The organism is Mycobacterium sp. ZZG, from assembly GCF_054786995.1.
Genome location: NZ_JBTBFV010000050.1, coordinates 1 through 21638, shown reverse-complemented (window position 1 = coordinate 21638; position 21638 = coordinate 1). Strand labels below are relative to the sequence as shown.

Annotated in this window: 22 protein-coding genes and 1 pseudogene; 9 read left to right on the top strand and 14 right to left on the bottom strand. The window is 66.7% G+C overall.

Going from position 1 to position 21638, the window contains the following annotated elements; translation table 11 throughout:
* The first annotated feature begins 37 nt into the window (after positions 1 to 37).
* The 3 genes from ACXMYJ_RS22355 to ACXMYJ_RS22345 all read left to right on the top strand — a co-directional run bounded on the left by ACXMYJ_RS22355 (position 38) and on the right by ACXMYJ_RS22345 (position 2691).
* Entirely contained in the window at positions 38 to 1330 is a 1293-nt protein-coding gene (locus tag ACXMYJ_RS22355; protein WP_029372485.1) for an adenylosuccinate synthase, read from the top strand.
* The gene (locus tag ACXMYJ_RS22350; protein ID WP_024447866.1) at positions 1327 to 1944 is read left to right on the top strand and encodes a PaaI family thioesterase; all 618 of its coding nucleotides are present in this window, start codon (positions 1327 to 1329) and stop codon (positions 1942 to 1944) included. Before ACXMYJ_RS22355 ends, ACXMYJ_RS22350 begins: the two co-directional genes overlap by 4 nt.
* Before the next feature lie 84 nt (positions 1945 to 2028).
* On the top strand, positions 2029 to 2691 hold the full coding sequence (locus ACXMYJ_RS22345; protein ID WP_234786133.1) for a hypothetical protein: 663 nt from the start codon (positions 2029 to 2031) through the stop codon (positions 2689 to 2691).
* 80 nt (positions 2692 to 2771) lie between these two features.
* Here the strand turns inward: ACXMYJ_RS22345 and ACXMYJ_RS22340 are convergent, their stop codons facing one another.
* From ACXMYJ_RS22340 to ACXMYJ_RS22290, 11 genes and pseudogenes are all read right to left on the bottom strand, one after another.
* Positions 2772 to 2963 carry a ferredoxin gene (locus ACXMYJ_RS22340; RefSeq protein WP_024447868.1) on the bottom strand — a complete coding sequence of 64 codons (192 nt, stop codon included), beginning with the start codon at positions 2961 to 2963 and terminating at the stop codon, positions 2772 to 2774.
* Positions 2960 to 4165: a cytochrome P450 gene (locus tag ACXMYJ_RS22335; protein WP_029372483.1), complete on the bottom strand. Its 1206-nt coding sequence runs from the start codon at positions 4163 to 4165 to the stop codon at positions 2960 to 2962. The genes ACXMYJ_RS22340 and ACXMYJ_RS22335 overlap by 4 nt, the downstream gene beginning before the upstream one ends.
* 43 nt (positions 4166 to 4208) lie before the next feature.
* Positions 4209 to 5846, bottom strand: a pseudogene (locus tag ACXMYJ_RS22330) (dihydroxy-acid dehydratase); the annotation flags it as partial.
* Complete coding sequence (locus ACXMYJ_RS22325; protein WP_024447871.1) at positions 5843 to 7558, bottom strand: phytoene desaturase family protein; 1716 nt, start codon at positions 7556 to 7558, stop codon at positions 5843 to 5845. The pseudogene ACXMYJ_RS22330 and the gene ACXMYJ_RS22325, both read right to left, overlap by 4 nt.
* Positions 7548 to 7880, bottom strand: a complete 333-nt coding sequence (locus tag ACXMYJ_RS22320) for a hypothetical protein (RefSeq protein WP_024447872.1) — start codon at positions 7878 to 7880, stop codon at positions 7548 to 7550. Before ACXMYJ_RS22320 ends, ACXMYJ_RS22325 begins: the two co-directional genes overlap by 11 nt.
* The gene (locus tag ACXMYJ_RS22315; protein WP_024447873.1) at positions 7867 to 9303 is read right to left on the bottom strand and encodes an aminobutyraldehyde dehydrogenase; all 1437 of its coding nucleotides are present in this window, start codon (positions 9301 to 9303) and stop codon (positions 7867 to 7869) included. The genes ACXMYJ_RS22320 and ACXMYJ_RS22315 overlap by 14 nt, the downstream gene beginning before the upstream one ends.
* Positions 9304 to 9315: 12 nt before the next feature.
* The gene (locus ACXMYJ_RS22310; RefSeq protein ID WP_024447874.1) at positions 9316 to 9882 is read right to left on the bottom strand and encodes a TetR/AcrR family transcriptional regulator; all 567 of its coding nucleotides are present in this window, start codon (positions 9880 to 9882) and stop codon (positions 9316 to 9318) included.
* Positions 9883 to 9975: 93 nt separating this feature from the next.
* Positions 9976 to 11514: an APC family permease gene (locus tag ACXMYJ_RS22305; protein WP_024447875.1), complete on the bottom strand. Its 1539-nt coding sequence runs from the start codon at positions 11512 to 11514 to the stop codon at positions 9976 to 9978.
* Positions 11515 to 11624: 110 nt separating this feature from the next.
* The gene (gene dmpG, locus ACXMYJ_RS22300; protein ID WP_036425511.1) at positions 11625 to 12629 is read right to left on the bottom strand and encodes a 4-hydroxy-2-oxovalerate aldolase; all 1005 of its coding nucleotides are present in this window, start codon (positions 12627 to 12629) and stop codon (positions 11625 to 11627) included.
* The gene (locus tag ACXMYJ_RS22295) at positions 12626 to 13576 is read right to left on the bottom strand and encodes an acetaldehyde dehydrogenase (acetylating) (protein ID WP_024447876.1); all 951 of its coding nucleotides are present in this window, start codon (positions 13574 to 13576) and stop codon (positions 12626 to 12628) included. The genes dmpG and ACXMYJ_RS22295 overlap by 4 nt, the downstream gene beginning before the upstream one ends.
* 8 nt (positions 13577 to 13584) lie before the next feature.
* Positions 13585 to 14046 (bottom strand): hypothetical protein, encoded by a 462-nt coding sequence (locus ACXMYJ_RS22290; RefSeq protein WP_024447877.1) that lies wholly within the window; start codon positions 14044 to 14046, stop codon positions 13585 to 13587.
* Here ACXMYJ_RS22290 and ACXMYJ_RS22285 point away from each other — a divergent pair.
* The 3 genes from ACXMYJ_RS22285 to ACXMYJ_RS22275 all read left to right on the top strand — a co-directional run bounded on the left by ACXMYJ_RS22285 (position 14024) and on the right by ACXMYJ_RS22275 (position 15965).
* The gene (locus ACXMYJ_RS22285; protein ID WP_024447878.1) at positions 14024 to 14791 is read left to right on the top strand and encodes a DNA cytosine methyltransferase; all 768 of its coding nucleotides are present in this window, start codon (positions 14024 to 14026) and stop codon (positions 14789 to 14791) included. The two genes, ACXMYJ_RS22290 and ACXMYJ_RS22285, sit on opposite strands and share 23 nt — an antisense overlap.
* 86 nt (positions 14792 to 14877) lie before the next feature.
* Entirely contained in the window at positions 14878 to 15663 is a 786-nt protein-coding gene (locus ACXMYJ_RS22280) for a deazapurine DNA modification protein DpdA family protein (RefSeq protein ID WP_024447879.1), read from the top strand.
* Between the two features lie 29 nt (positions 15664 to 15692).
* On the top strand, positions 15693 to 15965 hold the full coding sequence (locus ACXMYJ_RS22275; protein WP_024447880.1) for a hypothetical protein: 273 nt from the start codon (positions 15693 to 15695) through the stop codon (positions 15963 to 15965).
* 149 nt (positions 15966 to 16114) lie between these two features.
* On the opposite strand, the gene ACXMYJ_RS22270 is transcribed toward ACXMYJ_RS22275, so the two are convergent.
* Together ACXMYJ_RS22270 and ACXMYJ_RS22265 are read right to left on the bottom strand one after the other, a co-directional pair.
* Positions 16115 to 16663 (bottom strand): hypothetical protein, encoded by a 549-nt coding sequence (locus tag ACXMYJ_RS22270; RefSeq protein WP_081660076.1) that lies wholly within the window; start codon positions 16661 to 16663, stop codon positions 16115 to 16117.
* A gap of 11 nt (positions 16664 to 16674) precedes the next feature.
* A complete protein-coding gene (locus ACXMYJ_RS22265; protein WP_051226815.1) occupies positions 16675 to 17244 on the bottom strand; it encodes a hypothetical protein in 570 nt (189 codons plus the stop codon).
* A 333-nt stretch (positions 17245 to 17577) separates the two neighbouring features.
* On the opposite strand from ACXMYJ_RS22265, the gene ACXMYJ_RS22260 reads away from it, so the two are divergent.
* The 3 genes from ACXMYJ_RS22260 (at position 17578) to ACXMYJ_RS22250 (ending at position 20460) form a co-directional block, all read left to right on the top strand.
* Positions 17578 to 18699 (top strand): tyrosine-type recombinase/integrase, encoded by a 1122-nt coding sequence (locus ACXMYJ_RS22260; RefSeq protein WP_030133894.1) that lies wholly within the window; start codon positions 17578 to 17580, stop codon positions 18697 to 18699.
* Positions 18689 to 19021 (top strand): helix-turn-helix domain-containing protein, encoded by a 333-nt coding sequence (locus tag ACXMYJ_RS22255; RefSeq protein ID WP_064403599.1) that lies wholly within the window; start codon positions 18689 to 18691, stop codon positions 19019 to 19021. The genes ACXMYJ_RS22260 and ACXMYJ_RS22255 overlap by 11 nt, the downstream gene beginning before the upstream one ends.
* 128 nt (positions 19022 to 19149) lie before the next feature.
* A complete protein-coding gene (locus tag ACXMYJ_RS22250; protein ID WP_067215230.1) occupies positions 19150 to 20460 on the top strand; it encodes a hypothetical protein in 1311 nt (436 codons plus the stop codon).
* Positions 20461 to 20491: 31 nt separating this feature from the next.
* Here the strand turns inward: ACXMYJ_RS22250 and ACXMYJ_RS22245 are convergent, their stop codons facing one another.
* Complete coding sequence (locus tag ACXMYJ_RS22245; protein ID WP_460358886.1) at positions 20492 to 21445, bottom strand: IS3 family transposase; 954 nt, start codon at positions 21443 to 21445, stop codon at positions 20492 to 20494.
* Between the last annotated feature and the right edge of the window lie 193 nt (positions 21446 to 21638).

The window sequence follows — 21638 nt, the reverse complement described above, 5'->3', positions numbered from 1 at the left end:
AACACAATACGCAGCGAGCCAAGCGGGAGATTTTTGCATGCCGGCAATCGTCCTGATCGGCGCCCAGTGGGGCGACGAGGGCAAAGGAAAGGCCACCGATCTACTCGGTGGCCGGGTGCAGTGGGTCGTGCGCTATCAAGGCGGGAACAACGCCGGGCACACGGTGGTGCTGCCGACGGGGGAGAACTTCGCCCTGCACCTCATCCCCTCGGGGATCTTGACACCGGGGGTCACCAACGTCATCGGCAACGGTGTCGTCGTCGACCCCGGTGTGCTGCTCACGGAGCTCTCGGGCCTTGATGAGCGCAAGGTCGACACCTCGCGGCTGTTGATCTCGGCCGACGCGCATCTGCTGATGCCCTACCACGTGGCCATCGACAAGGTGACCGAGCGGTACATGGGCAGCAAGAAGATCGGCACCACCGGCCGTGGCATCGGTCCCTGCTACCAGGACAAGATCGCCCGCATCGGCATCCGGGTCGCCGACGTCCTCGACGAGGCGCTGCTGGCGCAGAAGATCGAGGCCGCCCTGGAGCTGAAGAACCAGATCCTGGTCAAGATCTACAACCGCAAGGCCCTCAACCCTGACGAGGTGGTGCACCAGTTGCTCACCCAGGCGGAAGGGTTCAAGCACCGCATCGCCGACAGCAGGTTGCTGCTCAACCAGGCCCTGGAAAACGGCGAGACGGTGCTGCTGGAGGGTTCCCAGGGCACCCTGCTCGACGTCGACCACGGCACCTATCCGTTTGTCACGTCATCCAACCCGACCTCGGGTGGTGCGGCCGTCGGCTCCGGCATCGGCCCCACCCGGATCACCACGGTGCTGGGCATTCTGAAGGCGTACACCACCCGGGTGGGCTCGGGCCCGTTCCCGACGGAACTGTTCGACCAGTACGGCCAGTACCTGGCCAAGACCGGCGGCGAAGTGGGTGTCACCACCGGCCGGCCCCGGCGCTGCGGCTGGTTCGACGCAGTGATCGCCCGTTACGCCACCCGCGTCAACGGGATCACCGATTACTTCCTGACCAAGCTGGACGTGTTGTCGTCCCTGGAGACGGTGCCCATCTGTGTGGGCTACTCGATAGACGGCAAGCGCACCGACGAGATGCCGATGACCCAGAGCGACATCGCGCGCGCCGAGCCGATCTACGAAGAGATGCCCGGCTGGTGGGAGGACATCTCCGGAGCCCGCGAGTTCGACGATCTGCCGGCCAAGGCCCGTGACTACGTGCTGCGCCTGGAAGAGCTTGCCGGAGCTCATGTTTCATGCATCGGCGTGGGACCGGGGCGCGACCAGACGATCGTGCGCCGCGACATCCTGGCTTCGTGACCGACCCCGACTACGACCGCCACGGCGGGTTCCCGATCTTCGAACCCGCCCAGCCCGGTCCCGGGTTCGGCCGCTTCGTGGCGTCGATGCGACGGCTGCAGGACCTCGCGGTGTCCGCCGACCCCGACAGTGCGACGTGGGACGACGCCGCTGATCGCGTCGAGGCGCTGGTGGCACTGCTGGCCCCCTTCGAGGCCGCCGAGGGCGTGGGCCCGGCCAACCGGGTCGTCGAACTGCCCGGCGGCGGCAGCCTGTTGATGCCGCCGTTTCGGCTCAGCATCTTCGAGCCCGAGGGTGTCGAGTTGACCGTGCAGTTCAGCCGTTTCCACGTGGGCGGTAACCACGCCGTCCACGGTGGGGTGCTGCCGCTGCTGTTCGATTCGGTGTTCGGCATGGTGATCCACGCCGCAGGCCGTCCGATCAGCCGCACCGCCTTCCTGCACGTCGACTACCGCAAGGTCACGCCCATCGACACCACGCTGACCGCGCGCGGCTGGATCCGGGAGACCGACGGCCGCAAGGCGTTCGTCAACGCCGAGCTGCGCGACCCCGACGGCAACGTCCTGGCCGAGGCCAACGGGTTGATGGTGCGTCTGCTCGCCGGCCAGCCCTGACGGGTCGACGCCGAGACTGCACGCAGTGCGGCGTTTTGCTCTGAAATCCCGCACCCCGTGCAGTTTCGGCGGCACCATGATCACGTGACCACCGAACGTCCCGAGCGCGATGTGCGCCGGCTGTCCACCCCGCGCGCGGCTGGCCTGGCCGGCGTGTTGTTCGCCGTGCTGTTCGGCGTCGCGATCGCTCTGATCCACACCGCACTCCCCGAGGGCGCCCAGCCGGGCGCGCAGTGGGTGGAGGGTTCGGAGGGCAAGGTGCGCGCGGCGGCGGTGCTGATGCCGTTCGCCGGCATCTGCTTCCTGTGGTTCATCGGGGTGGTGCGCGACGGATTGGGCAGGTACGAGGACAAGTTCTTTGCCTCGGTCTTCCTGGGCAGTGGGCTGCTGTTCCTCGCGATGATCTTCGTGTCGTCTGCCGTGGGGGTGGCGCTGGTAGCCAGCCGCGGCGCCGACTACGGAGCCGATGTGCACGTGTTCGGTCAGGCACTGCTGATCGCGCTGTCGAAGACCTACGCCCTGCGAATGGCAGCGGTGTTCATGATGTCGCTGGCCACCATCTGGCTCAAGACCGGCCTGGTGTCGCGGGGGCTGGTGATCTTCACCTATGTGGTGGCGCTGACGCTGTTGGTGGCCAGTGACGTGTCGGTCTGGCTGACGCTCGCGTTCCCGGTCTGGGTGCTGATCGTCAGCGTGCTCGCGCTGAGCAAGGCCGGGCTGATCGACCTGCACCGCGACGGCGATTGACCCGGCGGACCTCGTTCACACTGCGACCAGCGCGATCTCTACTCACACTTCTTCGCGGTGGGTGCAGTGTCAACGCTCGTTCACTCGACGACGCTCAGCGCTCCGGAGGGGCAGAGCTGCACGGCTTTCCGTGCGTTGTCCTGCTCGGCCGAGGGCACGTCATCGACCAGCAGCACCACGATGCCGTCGTCGTCCTGGTCGAAGACCGCCTCGCTGTTCATCACACAGACCCCGGCGCCGATGCAGACGTCGCGGTCGGCCTGTACCCTCACCAGGCCACCTGCAGCGACTGCAGCCCATAGATGAAGTGGAAAGAGCGGAACGCCACGTCGTCGAAAGGTTCGTCGAGGCGCAGGGTCGGAAAGCGTTGCAACAGAGCCGGAAACGCGATCTTCATCTCCATCCGGGCCAGCGGTGCGCCCAGGCAGTGATGGACGCCGTGGCCGAACGCCAGATGCCCCATGGCGCCGCGGCGGACGTCGAACACCTCCGGATTGTCGATGAAACTCGGATCGCGGTTGCCCGACGGTAGCGAGACGACCACCAGCTGGTGCGCGGGAATCTGCACCCCGGCGATCTCCACCTCGCTGGTGGTGATGCGGGGGATGCCGGAGTGCACGATCGACAGCCAGCGCAGCAGCTCCTCCACCGCCGGACTCACCGCATCGGGGTCATCACGCACCAGGGCCAGCTGATCCGGGTGCTGCAGCAACGCCAAGGTGCCGAGGCTGAGCATGTTGGAGGTTGTCTCATGGCCGGCCACCAGTAGCAGGTTGCAGATGCCCACCAGCTCGTCATCGGTGAGCTCGGACCCGTGCTCGCGCACCAGCATTCCGAGCATGTCGTCGCCGGGGGAACGCCGTGCGCCGCCCACCAGTGCGTGCATGTAAGCACGCCCGGCGCGCTGGAGTTCGAAGCGTTCCTCGATCGGGATCGACAGGTCGAGCTGGCGGCTGGTGCGGTGCTGGAAATCGTCGCGGTCGTCATACGGCACGCCCAGCAACTCGCAGATCACCAGTGACGGGATGGGTAAAGCGAAATCGGTCACGAGATCACTCGGTGGACCGGCTTTTTCCATGGCGTCCAGATGCTGGGTCACGATGTCGGTGATCCGCGGCTCCAGGCGCTTCATCCGGCGGCCGGTGAATTCGCCGGTGAGCATGCGGCGTAACCGGGTGTGCCTGGGTGGGTCCAGGCCCAGCAGGTTGCCGGACTGGGCTGCGCGTTGCTCTTCCTCGGACATCTCGGGTGCCCCGGGGACGAAGAACCCTGGCGGGCGCTCGTTGGAGAACCGTTCCGGATCGGAGAGCACCGTCTTGATGTCGTCGTGGCGGGTCACCAGGTACACCGGCATGCCGAAGGCGTTGATGACGGTGCGCACCCCCTCGTTCTCGCGGATCTCGCCGAGGGTGGGGATGGGGTCGAAGTCGACACGCTGCATGTGCAGCGGAGGTGAGGCAGGTGCCTGGGTCATGGTGTCGACGGTACACCAGAAAGTCGAAATCGCACCCTTGGTCGGCCTGCAGGACACGGTCGACGTACATGGCCGCGTAGCCACGACGCTGTCGATGGCGCGGGGGTTCCGCCTGGCGGGTGGCCAGTTCGTCGTCTGGGACCAGTAGGTCCAGCGTGCCGGCGTGGGCGTTCAGCGCGATGATGTCGCCGTCGCGGACCAGGCCCAGCGGACCGCCCGCAGCCGACTCGGGGCTGACGTGCAGAACACACGTGCCGTAGGCGGTTCCGCTCATCCGGGCATCGGAAATCCGCACCATGTCGGTGACGCCCTGGCGCAGCAGCTTGCTGGGGATGGGCAGCTGGCCCCATTCGGGCATGCCGGGGGCACCGCGCGGGCCGGCATTGCGCAGCACCAGCACGGAATCCGCGGTGACATCCAGGTCGGGGTCGTCGAAGCGGGCCATCATGTCGCGCATGTCGTCGAACACCACGGCGGGCCCCTGGTGCACCAGCAGGGCAGGGGTGGCCGCGCTGCACTTGATCACTGCGCCGCTGGGCGCCAGGTTGCCGCGCACCACGGCCAGGCCCTGCGGCGGCTGGAACGGGGCATCGATGGTGGCGATGACCTCTGCGGCGGTGGAGATGCCGGAGGGCAGGTTGTCGGCGACGGTCTTGCCGCTGACGGTCAGCGCGTCGGTGTGCAGCAGGGTCTCGATGGACTTCATCACCGCGGGGATGCCGCCGGCGTGGAACACCTGCTCCACCAGGTGCTCCCCGGCGGGCCGCACGTTCACCATCAGCGGTGTGCGCGCGGACAATTCGTGGAACCGGTCCAGGGTAAGCGGCACCCCGGCGCGGCCGGCGATGGCCAGAAGGTGCACGATCGCGTTGGTGGACCCGCCGACCGCCAGCATCAGAGTGATGGCATTGTCGAAGGCCTCGGCAGTGAGCACGTGCGAGGGACGCACTCCCTCGGAGGCCAGGCCCACCGCACGCGCACCCACCTCCTCGGCCACCTGCAACCGCCGCGAGTCCATGGCCGGCACCGCGGCGGCGCCGGGCAGTGTCATGCCCAGCCCCTCCACGATCGTGGCCATGGTGGAGGCCGTGCCCATCTCCGGGCAGTGCCCGCGGGACGGGCCGGCCGCGGCCTCGAGACGCTCGTAGTCGGCCATCGACATCCGGCCCGCCCGCACATCGTCGATGTACTGCCACAGGTCGGTGCCGACGCCCATCTGCTTGCCGTCGAACACCGCCGGTGCGGCGGGCCCTCCGGTGAGCACAATGGCCGGGACATCCGCACTGGCCGCGCCCATCAGCTGTGCGGGCACCGTCTTGTCGCAGCCACCCAGCAGCACCACGGCATCGAATGGGTAGGCCCGGATGGACTCCTCGACGTCCATGGCCATCAGGTTGCGGAACAACATGGTGGTCGGCTTCATCAACTGCTCACCGAGGGAGATGGTGGGGAACTCCAGAGGGAACCCGCCGGCGGCCAGCACCCCGCGCCGCACCGAGTCTGCCAGCCCGCGGAAGTGCATGTTGCAGTTGACCACCTCCGACCACGAGTTGCAGATCCCGACGATGGGCCTGCCCTCGAACGCCATCCGGGAGAACCCGGACGCCCGCATGGCCGAGCGGTGCACGAAGCCGGGAACATCCTGCCCGGCAAACCATTTGACGCTGCGCAGCTGGTTCATCGGACGCGAGCGGCGTACGCGGTGATCTTGCGCAGTGCGGGTTGGCGCGCGGCCTGGTATCCGAACCAGCGGCCCGGCCTGGTACCCATCAGGGTGCCGACCATCCGCTGCTGCCAGGGCGCCCTTGTCCCGGCCGAGCGCAGTGGTGCGGCCGAGACCACGCCGTCGGTGTCGGCCAGTGCCGCCTTGGCGGCGTTGTGGCCGTTGGCCCCCATCACCCCGCCACCGGGATGGGTACCCGAGCCGCACAGGTAGTAATTACGCACGGGAGTGCGGTAATTCGCGAGCTCCGGGATGGGCCGGGCGCCGAACAACTGATCGAGCATCATCGAACCGTGGAAGATGTTGCCGTCGGTGATCAGATACTCGTTGTGCAGGTCGTCGGGAGTGATGATCACCCGATCGAGGATGTGTTCACGCAGATTCGGAGCGTAGGTGAACAGGTCCTCGAGCACCAGGTCGGCCCACTTCTCCTTCTCCGCGGCCCAGGTGGTGCCGGTGAGCTCGGACGGCAGCTGCTGAATGCCCAGGGTCATCGTGTGCAGACCCTTGGGGGCCAGGGTGTCGTCGGTGACCGACTGAGTGACGGCCTCGATGACGAACGTGCTGGGGAACGTGCCGCGTCGTTGCGCCTCGTAGGCCTCCTCGAACGCCTCCCGGCTGGGGCCGAGCAGCTGGTGGCCGTGGTGCTGGGGTCCCTCGGTGGCGTCGGTGAACGGAAGGTACTGCGGCAGTTCATCGATCAACAGATGGATCCGGGCCATCGAACCACGGGTGTCGATGTTCTCGACGTCGCGGACCAGCTTCGGCGCCAGCACCCCCGGTTCCAGCAACTGCAGCAGGGATCGTTTGGGGTCGGCGTTGGAGAACACCTGCTTCGCGGTGATCACCGAGCCGTCCCGCAATCGCACCCCGGTGGCGACCCCACGCTCGACGAGCACCCGGTCCACCGGGGCCGAGGTGCGGATGGTGGCCCCGTGTGCCCGGGCCGAGGCCGCCAGCGCCTCGCTGATGGCACCCATGCCGCCGCGGGCCATCCCGAACTGGCCGAAGTTGCCGTTGAACTCGCCCCAGGAATGGTGGCCGTAGGTGTAGGCGGTACCGGGAGTGGAGGGGCCGCCGAAGATCGACACCATGCCGAAGAACGTCAGCATGCTCTTGAGCCGCTCGTCCTCGAAATACCGGTCCAGCAGATCCCGCACCGAGAGCAGGGTGAACTCGTCGAACAGCGTCTGCTCGCCGGCGGCTTCGAACGCGGCGAACACCTCAGAGCGTTCCGGCGGCGGCTTCAGCAGGTACGGCGTGACCAGCCCGGCGAAGCGTTGCAGCCGGATGCCGAAGTCGAGGAACGCCTGTGCATCCTTCTTGCTGAGCTTCTCGAGCTCCCGCAGCGTCCGGTCGGTCTCCTTCCACATGGTGAAGGAGGTGCCGTCGCGGAACAGGCTGAACGACAGTGCATCACCCTGGTAGAGCTCCAGGCCGTACTTGGCCAGCTCAAGTTCGGTGATGATCTCGGGACGCAGCAGGCCGGCGATGAAGGCGCACGACGACCACTTGGAGCCGGGGATCAGCTCCTCGGTGACGCAGGCGCCGCCCACGAGGTCGCGCGCCTCGAGCACCAGCACCGACTTGCCTGCGCGGGCCAGGTAGTTGGCGGTGACGAGGCCGTTGTGGCCGGCGCCGATGATGACGGCGTCGTAGTCAGTGGGCATCGGAACTCCTGAGTGGGGAATGACGGGTGAAGATGGTGCTGACGCTGCCCGGTTCCACGAGCTCGTCGAAGCGGGCGACGACGGGTTTGAGCTCGGGTGCGTTGTCGCGCACCTGTTCCCAGTCGGGCCAGGAGGTCACCGTCATCACCTCGACGACCACGCCGTCGTCGGAGAGATAGACGTCGAACCCCAGCACTTCGTCGAACGCGAGGCACACCGGGCGATCGAGTTCAGCGGAGAACTGCTCGAAGTCGGCGACCGGGACACCCGGCCGCAGACGGAACGTGTTGATGGCGCTGACCGTCATGTCAGGCGGTCGCATGGTTGATCATCACGTGCTTGATCTCGGTGTAGGCCTCGAGTGCGTACACCGACATGTCCTTGCCGTGGCCGGACTGCTTGAAGCCGCCGTGTGGCATCTCCGGCGTCACCGGAGCGTGGTCGTTGACCCACACCGTGCCGAATTGGAGTGCACCGGAGGTGACCATGGCACGGCCCACATCGCGGGTGAACACCGAAGCGGCCAAGCCGTATTCGGTGTCGTTGGCCCAGGCGAGCACGTCGTCGTTGTCGCTGAACCGGGTCACCGACGTCACCGGCCCGAACACCTCGGCGCTGATGATCTCGTCGTCCTGCTTGGTGCCGACCACCACGGTGGGGGCGGTGTAGAAACCGGTGCCGGGGTTGTCGCCCTGGAGCAGCTCGGTGTGGCCGGTGGCCTTGGCGCGGGAGACGAAGCCTTCCACGCGGTCGCGGTGCGCGGCGGTGATCACCGGACCCATGACGGTGTTCTCGTCGGCGAGGTCACCGAGATTCAACTCCTTGACTGCCTTCTCGAGTCCGGACACCAGGTCGTCATGCAGGGAGTCATGGACGTAGATGCGCGACGCTGCCATGCAGTCCTGGCCCGCGTTGCCGAACGCACCCTGCATGATCTTCTCGACCGCGAGTGCCACATCGGCGTCCGGGTACACCAGCACCGGTGCCTTGCCACCGAGTTCGAGGTGCAGCCGCTTGAGGTTGGAATCTGCGGAAGCCCGCAGCATCGACCGGCCGGTCTCGACAGAACCGGTGAGCGAGGACATCCGCACCAGCGGGTGCGACACCAGGCTCGCGCCGACATCCTCGCCGTCACCGGTGACGATGTTCAAGACCCCGGCGGGGAACAGGTCGGCGGCCAGCTCCGCCAGGCGCAGCACCGAGAACGGTGTGTGCTCAGAAGGTTTGAGCACCAACGTGTTCCCGGTGAGCAGAGCGGGGGCGATCTTCCAGATGGCCATCAACAGCGGGAAGTTCCACGGGGCGACCGAGCCGACCACCCCGAGAGGATCGCGCCGGATGATGCTGGTGGTACCGGGGACGAACTCGCCGGCGGCACGGCCTTCGATGGTGCGGGCAGCCCCGGCGAAGAACCGAAGATGGTCGGGAATCATCTCCATCTCTTCGAGCGCGCCGCTGATGGGCTTGCCGGCGTTGCGAGACTCGATCTCGGCGAGGGTGCGAGCGTCGGCTTCGATGCGGTCGGCGAGCTCGAGAAAGGCGCGAGCACGTTCGCCGACGGGAGTGCGGGCCCAGTCCGGGAATGCGGCATGGGCGGCGGCGACGGCGCGGTCGACGTCGGCGGCCGTGCCGTGGGCGGCCTCCGCAAACGCTTCACCGGTGGCGGGTGCCAGGATCTGGTCTTTTGCTCCTCCGGAGGCTTCGGTCCAGCTTCCGGCTACGAACATCTTGTCGTGAAAGGTCATGATGGCTCCAGTTCAGTTCGGGCCGGGATTGGCGGCCGTGATCAGCAGGGCGCGTACCGCGTCCTTCGAAATCGGTTGTTGGGCAATGGACATGTGCACCATCAGGCCCTCGACCACGACGTCGATCAGGCGAGCGGTGGCACGATCGAAGTGGTGGGCCAGGGCGTCCTCGGCCCGCTCCATCCACTCCTGCGTGATGCGCTTGGTGTCGGCTCGGCGCACCGCGTCGCCGTACAGTTCGAAGGTGACGGCGAGCTCGTTGGGGTTGGCGGCCAGATCGTCGGTGATGGCCAGGGCTACGCACTCGATCAGGTCTGACTTCGAATCGCAGGCTGCCAGCCGGTTTTCGAAGCGGGTGGCCAACTTGTCGACGTGCGTCCGGAAGGCGAGCTGCACGATGTCGTCGAGTGTCTTGAAGTGGTAGGTGATGGAACCGAGTGGGACGTCGGCAGCTTCGCCGATGGCGCGGTGGGTGATGCCCGCTACTCCGTCGCGGGCCAGGACCGCCAGCGCCGATTCCACGATGCGCTCCTTTCTGTCGGGGTCGTGACGGCGAGCGCGCCGGGGAGCCGTGGCCATGGTCGGACCCTCCTTTAGGAACGTCTGTACGTATCGATAAGGACAAACGTACCTATCGACGCCCCGGCGCGCTCGATTTCGGCGGAACCTGCCTCAGACGGCTTCTGGAGCGGGGTCTTCCAGGTCGCGCTCGTTGAGCGCCTTGCCCACCAGCTCGTAACGATCCGGCGCGAAGAAGCGCAGGTAGAGGCCGTAGGCGACCCCGCCGAGCAAGGCCAGGAACACCAGCGACACCATCAGCACCGCGGTGGCGCCCTGCACACCGAGCAGCACGTCGAGGCTGTTGAGGGTCAGGATGAAGAAGCCGGTGAGCCCGACGATCGCCAGCAGCGGGGCGATCACGGTGTTCCACGGCCGCTTGTCCACGTTCGACTTGCGGAAGAACACGAAGATCGCGATCCCGGCCACCAGTTGCGAGGCGATCACGCCGATGGTGCCGATGCCGGTGGCCCAGGTGAAAAGGGTGGCGAACGGGTCCTGGCCTGCGATGGCGAACGCCACGATGACCACCCCGACCATCAGGCTCTGGACGATGGAGGCCACCCAGGGCGTCTGCCGGCGCGGCAGGGTCCACCCCAGCGGCTTCCACACCAGGTGTTGGCGCCCCAGCGAGAACAGGTACCGCGAGACGTTGTTGTGGAAGGTGACGATCGCCGCGAAAGTGGCTGTGACGATCAGGATCTGGAACAGCAGCGAGATGTTGTGGCCGATGATGGTGTCGCTGGCCACGAAGATGAAGTTGCCGCCGGTCTCGGTGGCGATGGCCACCACGTCGTTCAGGCCGAGGGCGTTCATGATCAGCCAGCCCGACACGGCGTAGAGCACGCCCATGAACGCGATGGACAGGTAGGTGGCCCGGGGGATGGTCCGCGCCGGGTCGCGGGCTTCCTCACCGTAGATGGCCGAACCCTCGAAACCGATGAAGGACGCGTGGGCGAACATCAGCGCCACTCCGAGGGCGCCGGCCAGCACCACACTCGGGTTGAAGGGCTCGAAACTGAACTCCGAGACCGGAACCGCATCGCCGAACAGGCTGAAGACGCTCAGGACGGTGATCATGAGGACTTCGAGGGTCATGAACACCCCGAGTACGCGGGCGCCGGAATGCACGCCCTGCACGCCCAGGCCCAGACACAGCAGCAGCCCGACAAAGGCGTACACCCACCACGGCAGGCTGATGCCCAGGGCCGGATTGAGCAGTTCGGCTGCGTAGTACCCGAATCCGCCGTAGAGGCCCGCCTGGATCGCGTTGTAGGCGAAGATGGCCAGCGACGCCGATCCGAGGCCGGCAACGCGGCCGAGCCCCAGCGTGACGTACGCGTAGAAGGCCCCGGCATTGGTGACATGGCGGCTCATCGCCACGTAACCGACGGCGAAGATCATTAGCACTACCGCGGCGATGACGAAGGCACCGGGCATGCCGACGCCGTTGCCGGCGCCGATGATGATGGGGAACAGCGCCACCACCACGGTCAGCGGGGATGCGGCGGCGATGATGTAGAAGAAGATGCTCGGAACACCCAGGGTGTTCTCTTTCAGGCCGTGGTTACGGCGCCCGCCGGGTTCGGCGGGAGTGACGGGCGCCGTCGTGGTCGGCCGTCGGGAAGGCACAGGTGCGGTGACGTTCTCCATGGTGTTTCATCTCTCGTGGCTTGGGACGATCGTAGGGGGGCGGATCCGCGTTGGATCCGTTTCCAGGTGCCCGGCGACCGATCGCTGAGCACGGTGGAGAAAGCGACTCTTCACCTCCTCATGTCCAGCGCGAGATCGGTGAGCAGGTCTTCCTGGCCGCCCACCATCGCGCGGCGGCCGGCCTCGACCAGCAGGTCCCGGGTGTCGACACCGATGTCGACGGCAACCCGTTCGGCGTGCAGCAGGAAGCTCGAATACACCCCGGCATAGCCCAGCGTGAGGGTCTCGCGATCCACCCGCACCGGGCGCTGGTGCAGCGGGCGCACCAGGTCGTCGGCCGCGTCCATCAGGGCGAACAGATCGCACCCGTGCAGCCAGCCGTTGAGTTCGGCCACCGCGATGAACGCCTCCAACGGGCAGTTGCCCGCCCCGGCGCCCAGCCCGGTCAGGGACGCATCGACCCGATGGGCACCCTGCTCGACGGCGGTGATCGAATTGGCCACGCCCAGAGCCAGGTTGTGGTGCGCGTGCACCCCGATGGTGGTGCTCGGGTCGAGTGCGGCGCGGTAGGCCTGAACCCGGTCGCGCACACCGGCCATGGTGAGCCGGCCGCCGGAGTCGGTGACATACACACAGCGCGCCCCGGCGTCTTCCATGATCTTCGCCTGGGCCGCCAGCGTTTCCGGATCCGTCAGATGCGCCATCATCAGAAAGCCGGCCACGTCGAGGCCCAGGTCGACTGCGGTGCCGATGTGCTGGCGGGCGATGTCGGCCTCGGTGCAGTGGGTGGCGATCCGCACCGACGTGACGCCGAGATCCACCGCGGCGCGCAGGTCGTCGACGGTGCCGATGCCGGGGAGCAGCAGGGTGGTCAGCCGGGCGTTGTCGATGACCTCCGCCGCGGCGCTGATCCACTCGGCGTCGCTGTGGGCGCCGGCTCCGTAGGTCAGGCTGCCGCCGGCCAGACCGTCACCGTGGGCCACTTCGATGGCGGTGACGCCGGCCTGGTCGAGCGCCCGGGCGATCCGGCGCACATCGTCGAGGGTGAACGAGTGCCCGATCGCGTGCATCCCGTCGCGCAGGGTCACGTCCTGGATGTAGAGGCCGTCCTTCACAACGTCACCCCCGCACCGGAGACTGCGTGCTCGGCCACCCGGACCGCAGCCGCCGTCATGATGTCGAGGTTGCCGGCGTAAGGCGGCAGGTAGTCGCCGGCCCCCTCCACCTCCAGGAACACCGTCACGTGGGTGAGGTCAGCTGTCCGATCCGACTCGGGGACAAGTCTTCTGCGCGGATCGGTTGCCGTGACGGTGGAGAACTGGACGTCCTGACGCAGCCGGTAACCGGGGACGTAGTGGGCGACATCGCGCACCATGGCGGTGACCGCCGCGCTGATCGCCGCGTGGTCCACACTCGACACCAGTGCGGCCACGGTGTCGCGCATGATCATCGGCGGCTCGGCCGGGTTCAGTACGATGATCGCCTTGCCGCGCGCGGCGCCGCCCACCGTTTGCAGTGCGCGCGCGGTGGTCTGGGTGAACTCGTCGATGTTGGCCCGGGTGCCGGGGCCTGCCGACCGCGACGAGATGGACGCGACGATCTCGGCGTAGTGCACCCGGGTGACCCGCGACAGCGCGGCGACGATCGGCACCGTCGCCTGGCCGCCGCAGGTCACCATGTTCAGATTGCGCTGACCGGCCAACCCGGACAGGTTGACCGCGGGCACCACGTACGGGCCGATGGCCGCGGGGGTCAGGTCCACGACGAGCCGGCCGGTGGGTTCCAGCCGGGCGTCGTTGTGGCGGTGGGCGTAGGCGCTGGTGGCGTCGAACACGACGTCGACGTCATCGAAGACGCTCATCGCCAGCAGCCCTTCCACCCCGTCAGCGGTGGTCGCCACGTCCAGGCCCGCTGCGCGGGCCAAACCGTCACTGCGCGGGTCGATTCCGACCATGGCCGCGATGTCGAGCACCTCCGACCGTCGCAGCTTGTACATCAGGTCGGTGCCGATGTTCCCGGAGCCGATGACCGCGGCAGCGGGGCGCCTTCGCGTGGTGTGCATCCGTGACGTCAGTTCGTCAGCGCCGCAGCGGCCAGCCGGGGCCGAGGCGAGACGGCCACGTCGGGGGTGCTGGTGGCCACCAACTCGTTGAGGATGGCTGCGTGCCGCACCTTGTGGCGGATGAGTTCCTCGTGGAACTCCGGCCGGACCCAGCCGTTGTACATCACGGCCTCGGACTCACCTGGCTCGATCTTGAAGTAGACCGGGCCGGCGACGCGGGCGATGTCGCCGGCCTCCCAGAGCCGGTTCATCCCACCGAACGACTCGAAGGTCTCGGCCCAGACGTCAAGAGGCACATCGACATTGCGGCGGATGGCGCCCAGCATGGGCCGGCTCAGGTCGCCCACCGGGTTCACGCTGTCGGCGCCGAGTTCCTGCAGGATCTTGATCGAGGCGGGATTGGCGTGGCCGGCGTAGACGGAGATCTTGAATTTCGCGTCAGCGGGAATGTGGCCGGCCGCCGAGATCATCGACTGGTCGCTGACGGGCACCCGCATCGGAGACCGCACGCGCCCGCTGGCCGACAAGACGATGGCCCGCATCGCCGCCGGAATCGAACGGTTCTGGACCCCGATGCTGGTCCCCGTCGAGGGACGCGATGGCAAGACCGCCGTCCCGGTCGATCAACCGGCCCGCACCATGACCACCCGCAACGAGACCGGCCTGCTGGTCCCGACCGGCGGCACCTGGCGCACCGAAGCCGTCCCGACCAGCGAGCCGATCCCGACCCGCACCACCCGCGAGAACGACGGAATCGCCTTCCCCGCCTTCGTCGCCGAGCTGCGCGGCGGATCCAGCGATGCCCGCTCCGTGGCCGAGCCGCTGGCCACCGTCACCGCCTCGGGCAACCACCACGGCCTCGTCTACGCCGACGCCCCCCGACCACTCATTACGAGCTTCTACGGCTCCGGCGGCAACAGCACCGTCGACCAGCCGCTGCCGACGGTCACCACCCTCGAACGCCACGGACTGCTCAACCGCGGCCCCGTCCCCACGCCGCCACCGACCATCGACATCAACGATGTCTACTTCCGGATGCTGGAGCCCCGCGAGATCACCGCCGCGATGGACTTCCCGACCGGCTACCGGATGGTCGGCACCAGGCGCGAGCAGGTGCGGCTGGCAGGGAACGCCGTCACGCCGCCAGCCGCCCGTGACCTGGTGGGTCTGGTCGTCGAAACCGTCACCGGCGAAACGCTCCAACCCACCGCCTGAGAAGCCACCCGGTGGGGTGCTCCCCCCACCCCCCACCGGGCGCCGACCCCACAGCCCAGCCACCGCAGAAACGAAGGACCGCCGCCATGAAGTACTTCTATCTCGGAACCAGCGAGGTGCGCTGGCTCGGCCAAGCCAACGTCCCGCTGTTCATCTCCCACCGCCGCCTGGCACCCCGCAAGAGCTTCCCGCGTGCGCTCACCGGATGGGCGCTGGACTCCGGCGGATTCACCGAACTATCGATGTACGGGCAATGGCGCACCACCGCCCGCGACTACAACGCCGCGGTCTGGCGCTACGACCAGGAGATCGGCAACCTCCAATGGGCCTCGCCCGGCGACTGGATGTGCGAGCCCGAACAGATCGCCCGCACCGGACTGAGCGTGCGTGAACACCAGCGCCGCACCATCGACAACTTCCAAGAATTGCAGGACCTCTGGCCCGGCCCCGACTGGGATGTGCCCTACGTCCCGGTTCTGCAGGGCTGGACGCCTGACGATTATCGCCGCTGCGTCGACATGTACTACGCCGCCGGCGTCGACCTGTCCGACTGCTTCCTCGTCGGCGTCGGCACGATGTGCCGCCGCCAGGCCAGCGCCGAGATCGACGTGATCCTGTCCACCATCCAGCGCCACGACCCCGACATCCCACTCCACGCGTACGGCTTGAAGCTTTCGGGCCTCAAGCGCTACGGCCACAGAGTCCTCAGCGCCGACTCAATGGCGTGGAGTTGGGCAGCGCGAATGAGCGAGCCGCTTCCCGGGCACACGCACGCCGCGTGCAACAACTGCCTGCCCTACGCCCTGGCCTGGCGCGAACGCGTCCTGGACATCACGCCCTCCGGACAGATGAGCCTGTTCGACGCCGCCTGAACCACCACCGAATCGGAAGGAACCCTCCCATGACCATCCCGCCTGCGACCGCCGCCAACGCGGCCGATGAACCCGCACGGCACACCCGAGAGAACGACACGAGCAGTGTCAAGCTGGCAGCATTCGTCGCCAAAGGCGACGTACTCGCCGACGGGCGGGTCGTCCGGCGCCGCTGGAGTATGCCAGTCCCGGATGCCACGTACTCGACAGATTTGAGCTTCACCGACGGCACTCACCAGTGGTATGACCACGGCGCGACTGTCACGGTGGTGGACCACATCAACGAGTGGCGCATCCGATAATTGCCGATCCACCACCGTCGCCTCCGCGCCGCGAACCGCTGTCACTCGCACAACTCCGATGACCCCCTGCCGGTGACTCTCACCATGCAAACGCCGACGGGTGCAGAGTCTGACCCTGCACCCGTCGAATGCTTGAAACCCGTTCCCGGTCACCACAACCGTGGCTGACCTCCGAGCATGGCCGCCTCCACTGCGGCCGAGTCCCACCCTGACCGCACCGCCTCCCGCAGCGCCAGCGCACGCTCGCGTCGGGCCCGCAGACCCGCGCCCCGCGCGATCACGCGCGGCCGGCCACCGCCGCGGCCCCGCGCCGCCATCTGTTCCATGTTCTCCTGCTGGGTGCCCGCGGTCACGTGCGCACGCACCCCGGCCGCGATCTCCTCGGCGCCCACCACTCGCACACACAGGGTGACGTCGCATTCGTGCAGTGCCCGCACATCCCCCTGTAGCGGTTGCCCCGCCCGTGCGACCGCCAGCGCATAGCGCGGCGGCCGCACCATCATCACGTGCCGCCAGCCGCCACGCCGCAATGCGAAGCGCCCGTACCCATCTGATCCGATGGCGCCCGTCCATAGCCAGCAGTCCTGTCGCCCCGGACCACGCACCACGTGTGCGAAGAACCGTGCGATCTCACTGCCATGACGTATCGGGTCGACCACCAAGTCGCGGCCCTGTCGCCGCCGACTGGGGGTACTCACGCGACTGCCCGTCAGGCGCTCAGCGCCTCGGTCGCCGGATCATCCACCGCCGCGACCCCCTCACTCATCTGCGCCGCTTCGCTGAGCGACGCCGGGGTATCGGCGCCCCCATTGGGGACCGTCGCCGAATTCTCGGCGTGCGCGTCCTGCGGTGTCTGTTCGCCGGCGTCGTGCTGCTCAGTGTCGGCCAGGCGCAACAGTTCTCGCACCTGCGTCTGCGTCTGACCACTCTGTGCGGCGATGCTGGCGATTGTTTCGCCGTTGGTGCGCATCACCTGTGCTGCCGCGCCGGCCGTCCGCCGAATCGTCGTCGCCTTCTCCTGCGCGCTCTGCCGGATCCGCTCCAGCCGTTCGTTCAACTCACTTTCGATCCGGGCGATCTGTTCCTCGGCCCTGGTCCGCGCCGCCGCCTCATCTTTAGCTGCGGACTGCTCGGCGTGCTCCAGCTTGTCCAGCTCGTCGAGGAACTCCTTGAGCGATTGCACGATCGCGCGCTCCCGCGCCTCCCTCTCAGCATTCGCGCGACGCCGCGCCTCCAAAGCCCGTTGCAGATTCCCTGATTTCGTCGTTGCTTTGCCCATGGTTGCGGACTCTAACCAGCCCTGCTGACGTAATCACGCCTCCAACTCCCCCTTACCCCATCACGTCTCACTACAGCCCACCTTCCGCCCCACACCCCTTCCCACCAGCACCTCCATCTGCCAGCCCACGTTTGTCCCACACACCTCTTGCACTCAGGTCACGAAGATCGCCAATCAACTTAAAGTTGACGCACGCGGGTGGCGCTTGGGGCGAGAGCCGCCAAGCCGCCATTGAACCATTTCCCGTTTGTGCTGATGAGCGATTTCGGCCCAGATCGTGGTAACTTGCCGTTGACATTGACAACTGTGAGTTGACCGTCTGGAGGCCTTCAGTTGAGCGTTCCAGGTTCGGCGCACCTCGTTCTCGCCGCGGGCGTGGTCCATCTTGATGAACCGTCCGCGGTCTTTGAAGCGATGCTGTCGGGGTGGCGACGCCAGCAGAAGTCCCGGCTGCTTGCCGAGGCCACGATCGAATCGCGATTGGCGTTCGTGCGACGGTTCGCTGCGTTCGCCGAGACGCATCCGTGGGATTGGACGGCCGGCGATGTCGAGGACTTCACGGCGGCTCTGATGTCGGGAAACAACCGCAAGGCGCCCTCGACAATTCGCGGCTACCACATGACGCTGCGGTTGTTTTGTGACTACCTACTCGATGGCCGTTATGGCTGGATCTCGCAGTGCGAGCAGCGGTTCGAAAGGATCCCGTCGCAGGTCTGCCATGACTTCAACACCGCGGCGCATCTGGTCGAATACGAGGGCAAGCCCGCCCGCCGGCCGTTCACCTACGACGAGGTGGAAACGTTGTTCGCGTTCCTTGCCGATCGAGTGGACATCATTGCGCGTTCGGGTCGCAAAGGCGCGTTGGCGGCGTTGCGCGACGCGCAGATGATCAAGACGGCCTACGCCTTCGGGTTACGCCGTCGAGAGCTGTGCTACCTCGACGTGGCCGACCTGCGTCCCAACCCGCGGATGCCGGCGTGGGGAACGTTCGGCGCCGTCCACGTCCGGTATGCCAAGTCCAGCCGCGGCAGCGCCCCTCGGCGTCGCACGGTGCTGGCCGTTCCCGAGTTCGACTGGGTGATCGACGGACTGCGCCAATGGGTCGATCAAGCCCGGCCGCTTCTGAGTCCCGGCAGCCGTCAAGAGTTGTGGCTGACTGAGCGTCGGCAGCGGGTGGCGACCAAGCAAATGGACAAGCGATTCGCCTACTTGCGGGCGCAGGCCGGTCTGCCTCAAGACCTCACCCTGCACTGCCTGCGGCACTCCTATGTGACCCACCTGATCGAGTTCGGTTACCCGGAACGGTTCGTTACCGAGCAGGTCGGACATTCTTACGCCTCGACCACCGCGATTTACACCTCGGTGTCCAACGACTTCAAGACCAAAACGTTGCAGGCGGCGCTGCGCCGCGTCTACGGATCCGCGACGACTGAAGGGAGCCAGGATGAGCACTAGAACCGTCCTCCGGTGGAACCTGCGCCGCCTGATGGCCGAGAACGGCATGTTCGCCACCACCGACCTCGTCGCACCGCTGCACGAACGTGGCGTGGAGATCTCCCGACAGATGGTTCACCGGATCGCTACCAAGCCTCCACAGCGCATCAATCTCGACCTGCTGGCGGCGCTGTGCGACATCCTGGCGTGCACCCCCAACGATCTGTTCGAGCTCGCCCAAGAACAGATCCGCGAGGCACCCGCAGTCAACGACAGCGGGCCCGGGATCGGCGACCTGCGGCCGATCCGCGCCAGGATCCGCCGCCCCGGCGACAACGAGTGAATCGACGAGCCTGCTGGGAGTGCGCAAGCACCAACTACCTGACCCGGCTGACGCATGGGTGTCGCATTTGTGTCGGCTGCCGTCGCAGGCGGCACTACCACCCCGAAACCTGTCCGGGCTGCCATGTCGTGCGGCCGCTGGCATGGCGACGCGGCGAGACGGTGGTGTGCGCGTCATGTGCCGGTGTCGAGTCGATCTTCGGGTGCCGCGAATGCGGGCGCGAAGACCATCCCTACGGGCACAATCGGTGCGCGCGATGCTTCCTGCGTGAACGCCTCAGCGACTTGCTCGCCGACCCGACGACCGGCCAGATTCACCGCCAATTGCGGCCGGTCTTCGACGAGCTGGTGAACTCCGAACGCCCACAAACAGGGCTGTGGTGGCTGCGCAAGAAACCTGGCATCGGCCCCCAACTTCTCGGGCAGATGGCTTGCGGCGCGGTCGACATCAGCCACGACACCTTCCGCACCCTGCCCTCGGATCGTGCCCACGACTACCTTCGCAGTCTTCTCGTCGCGGTCGGTGTCCTGGAACCGTTCGACATCCGCATCGAACGGATGCTGCCCTGGATCGAAGACATCGTCGCCGAACTGCCCGCCGAGGACGCCGCCTTGATTCGCCGATTCGCGCACTGGCAGGTGCTGCGAGGAATGCGCAAGGCCGCCCGTGAAGACCGGTTGACCAAGTCGATGGCCGATGCGTGTCGACGGCGCATCCGCGTCGCGATCGAGTTCGTGGGCTTCCTCGCCCGCCATGACGCCAGTGCGGCGACCGCGACCCAGGATCTGTTGGAGCGCTACCAAGAACACGTCGGCAGGATGCTGAACCATGAGTACGCCTTCATCGTCTGGCTACGCCAATCCCGCACCAACACCAAACTCCGAGTCCCCGACGTCCCGCAGTCACCGCCCTCAGTAACCGTCTCCGATACGCAGCGGTGGGCGGCCGTAGAGCGTCTGCTGCACGACACGACCGTGCGCCGTTATACACGAATTGCGGGCCTGCTCACATTGCTGTTCGCACAGCCGCTTTCACGCATCGTCGCCATGCGCACCAGTCAGGTCGCGATCACCGACGACCGGGCCGTGCACGTCACCTTCAGCAAGATTCCAGTCCAGATGCCGCCGCTCCTCGACGACCTCATCCGTGAGCACCTCGAGCACCGCGGCAAAAGCCTCTACGCCTCACGCGGAACCGGCTGGCTGTTCCCCGGCGGCAACCCTGCAGCGCACCTCGCCACCGAGAACATCCGCTCCCAGCTCGTCGCCATCGGGATCAAGCCCTACGAGAACCGCAAAGCGACCCTCTTCCACCTCTCCGGCGACATGCCCGCACCAGTCCTGGCCGAACTGCTCGGGCTCACCGACAAAAACGCCGCCGACTGGGCCAGACTTGCTGCCCGCGACTGGACCGCCTACATCGCCGAAAGAGCCCGCTGACTGATCCGCCCCGGCATGTCGGGAGGTTCTCTTATCTGAGTGCCTCCTCGGCATGAGGGTGCCGTTGGCGATGGTAGTAGAGCGCTTCGGCCCGATCGGGGGTTAGGTCCTGGCAGTAGCCGTTGGGTCGCTGACGGTTGTAGAAGGCCACCCATTCGGCGGTCCCCAGCGCCAGTTCGGTGGCACCGGGATAGAGCGGCTGGCGGTCGATGAGTTCGGTCTTGTAGCTGCTGTTCACCGATTCGGCCAGAGCATTATCGAAACTATCCCCGACGGATCCGACTGAAGGCAGGATCCCCTCAGCGGCCAGACGTTCGGTGAACGCGACCGCCGTATACTGAGCTCCCGCATCGCTGTGGTGAATAAGTGATTCCAAAGATGTTGCACCCGAACGCTTTCTGGTGTCGATAGCATGGTCGATCGCATCGGTCACCAGCTTCTGGGTCATCTCGGTAGCCACCTTCCAACCCACGATCTTGCGGGCATAGACATCGGTGACGAATGCCGTGTAGGCCCAGCCGGCACGAGTCCGGCAGTAGGTGAAATCGGCCACCCACAATCGGTCAGGCGCACCGGCGACGAAATTACGCCGGACCCGATCCGGGGCTCGCGTCGCTGCCGGATCGGCGACGGTGGTGCGCACCCGCCGGCGCTTGCACGCACCCCGCCAACCCATCTCCCGCATGACCCGTTCCACGACACAGCGCGACACGTCGATACCGTTGGTGCGCAATACAATCCATGTCTTACGAGCGCCCAGGACTCGGTACAGACTCTGCGATTGGCGAAGCTGCCAGATCGCATCGATCACCTGCGCATCGGCCCAGTCGGCTTTCGAGGGGCCCTGACGGGCGCGGTGGGCGTAATACGTCGACGGGGCGATCGTGACGCCGTACTCGGAAAGCACAGCGCACATCGACTCGACACCCCACTTGAGACCATCAACGCCCACCCGCATGTGCTGGTGGGCGCTGATGAACTCCACGACTACTGAGAGGGCCGGTCGAGCTCGGCGGCGAAGAAAACCGAGGCCGCCTTCAAGATCGCGTTGGTTATCTACGGCCCCTTGAGGGCTTGTCTTTGATGTAGGCGACACACCCTCTGTGGGTCAGTGCATTTCGTCATGGAATGGTTATCTTTAGTGTTCATGACGCCCGTGTCTGGGTATCTGGTTCAGC

Bases quoted from the DNA above. Each gene is read 5' to 3' on its own strand.
- ACXMYJ_RS22355 (WP_029372485.1), top strand. From the start codon at position 38: ATGCCGGCAATCGTCCTGATCGGCGCCCAGTGGGGCGACGAGGGCAAA.
- ACXMYJ_RS22335 (WP_029372483.1), bottom strand. From the start codon at position 4,165: ATGACCCAGGCACCTGCCTCACCTCCGCTGCACATGCAGCGTGTCGAC.
- ACXMYJ_RS22325 (WP_024447871.1), bottom strand. From the start codon at position 7,558: ATGCCCACTGACTACGACGCCGTCATCATCGGCGCCGGCCACAACGGC.
- ACXMYJ_RS22320 (WP_024447872.1), bottom strand. From the start codon at position 7,880: ATGCGACCGCCTGACATGACGGTCAGCGCCATCAACACGTTCCGTCTG.
- ACXMYJ_RS22315 (WP_024447873.1), bottom strand. From the start codon at position 9,303: ATGACCTTTCACGACAAGATGTTCGTAGCCGGAAGCTGGACCGAAGCC.
- ACXMYJ_RS22310 (WP_024447874.1), bottom strand. From the start codon at position 9,882: ATGGCCACGGCTCCCCGGCGCGCTCGCCGTCACGACCCCGACAGAAAG.
- ACXMYJ_RS22305 (WP_024447875.1), bottom strand. From the start codon at position 11,514: ATGGAGAACGTCACCGCACCTGTGCCTTCCCGACGGCCGACCACGACG.
- ACXMYJ_RS22295 (WP_024447876.1), bottom strand. From the start codon at position 13,576: ATGCACACCACGCGAAGGCGCCCCGCTGCCGCGGTCATCGGCTCCGGG.
- ACXMYJ_RS22285 (WP_024447878.1), top strand. From the start codon at position 14,024: ATGTGGCCGGCCGCCGAGATCATCGACTGGTCGCTGACGGGCACCCGC.
- ACXMYJ_RS22290 (WP_024447877.1), bottom strand. From the start codon at position 14,046: ATGATCTCGGCGGCCGGCCACATTCCCGCTGACGCGAAATTCAAGATC.
- ACXMYJ_RS22280 (WP_024447879.1), top strand. From the start codon at position 14,878: ATGAAGTACTTCTATCTCGGAACCAGCGAGGTGCGCTGGCTCGGCCAA.
- ACXMYJ_RS22275 (WP_024447880.1), top strand. From the start codon at position 15,693: ATGACCATCCCGCCTGCGACCGCCGCCAACGCGGCCGATGAACCCGCA.
- ACXMYJ_RS22265 (WP_051226815.1), bottom strand. From the start codon at position 17,244: ATGGGCAAAGCAACGACGAAATCAGGGAATCTGCAACGGGCTTTGGAG.
- ACXMYJ_RS22255 (WP_064403599.1), top strand. From the start codon at position 18,689: ATGAGCACTAGAACCGTCCTCCGGTGGAACCTGCGCCGCCTGATGGCC.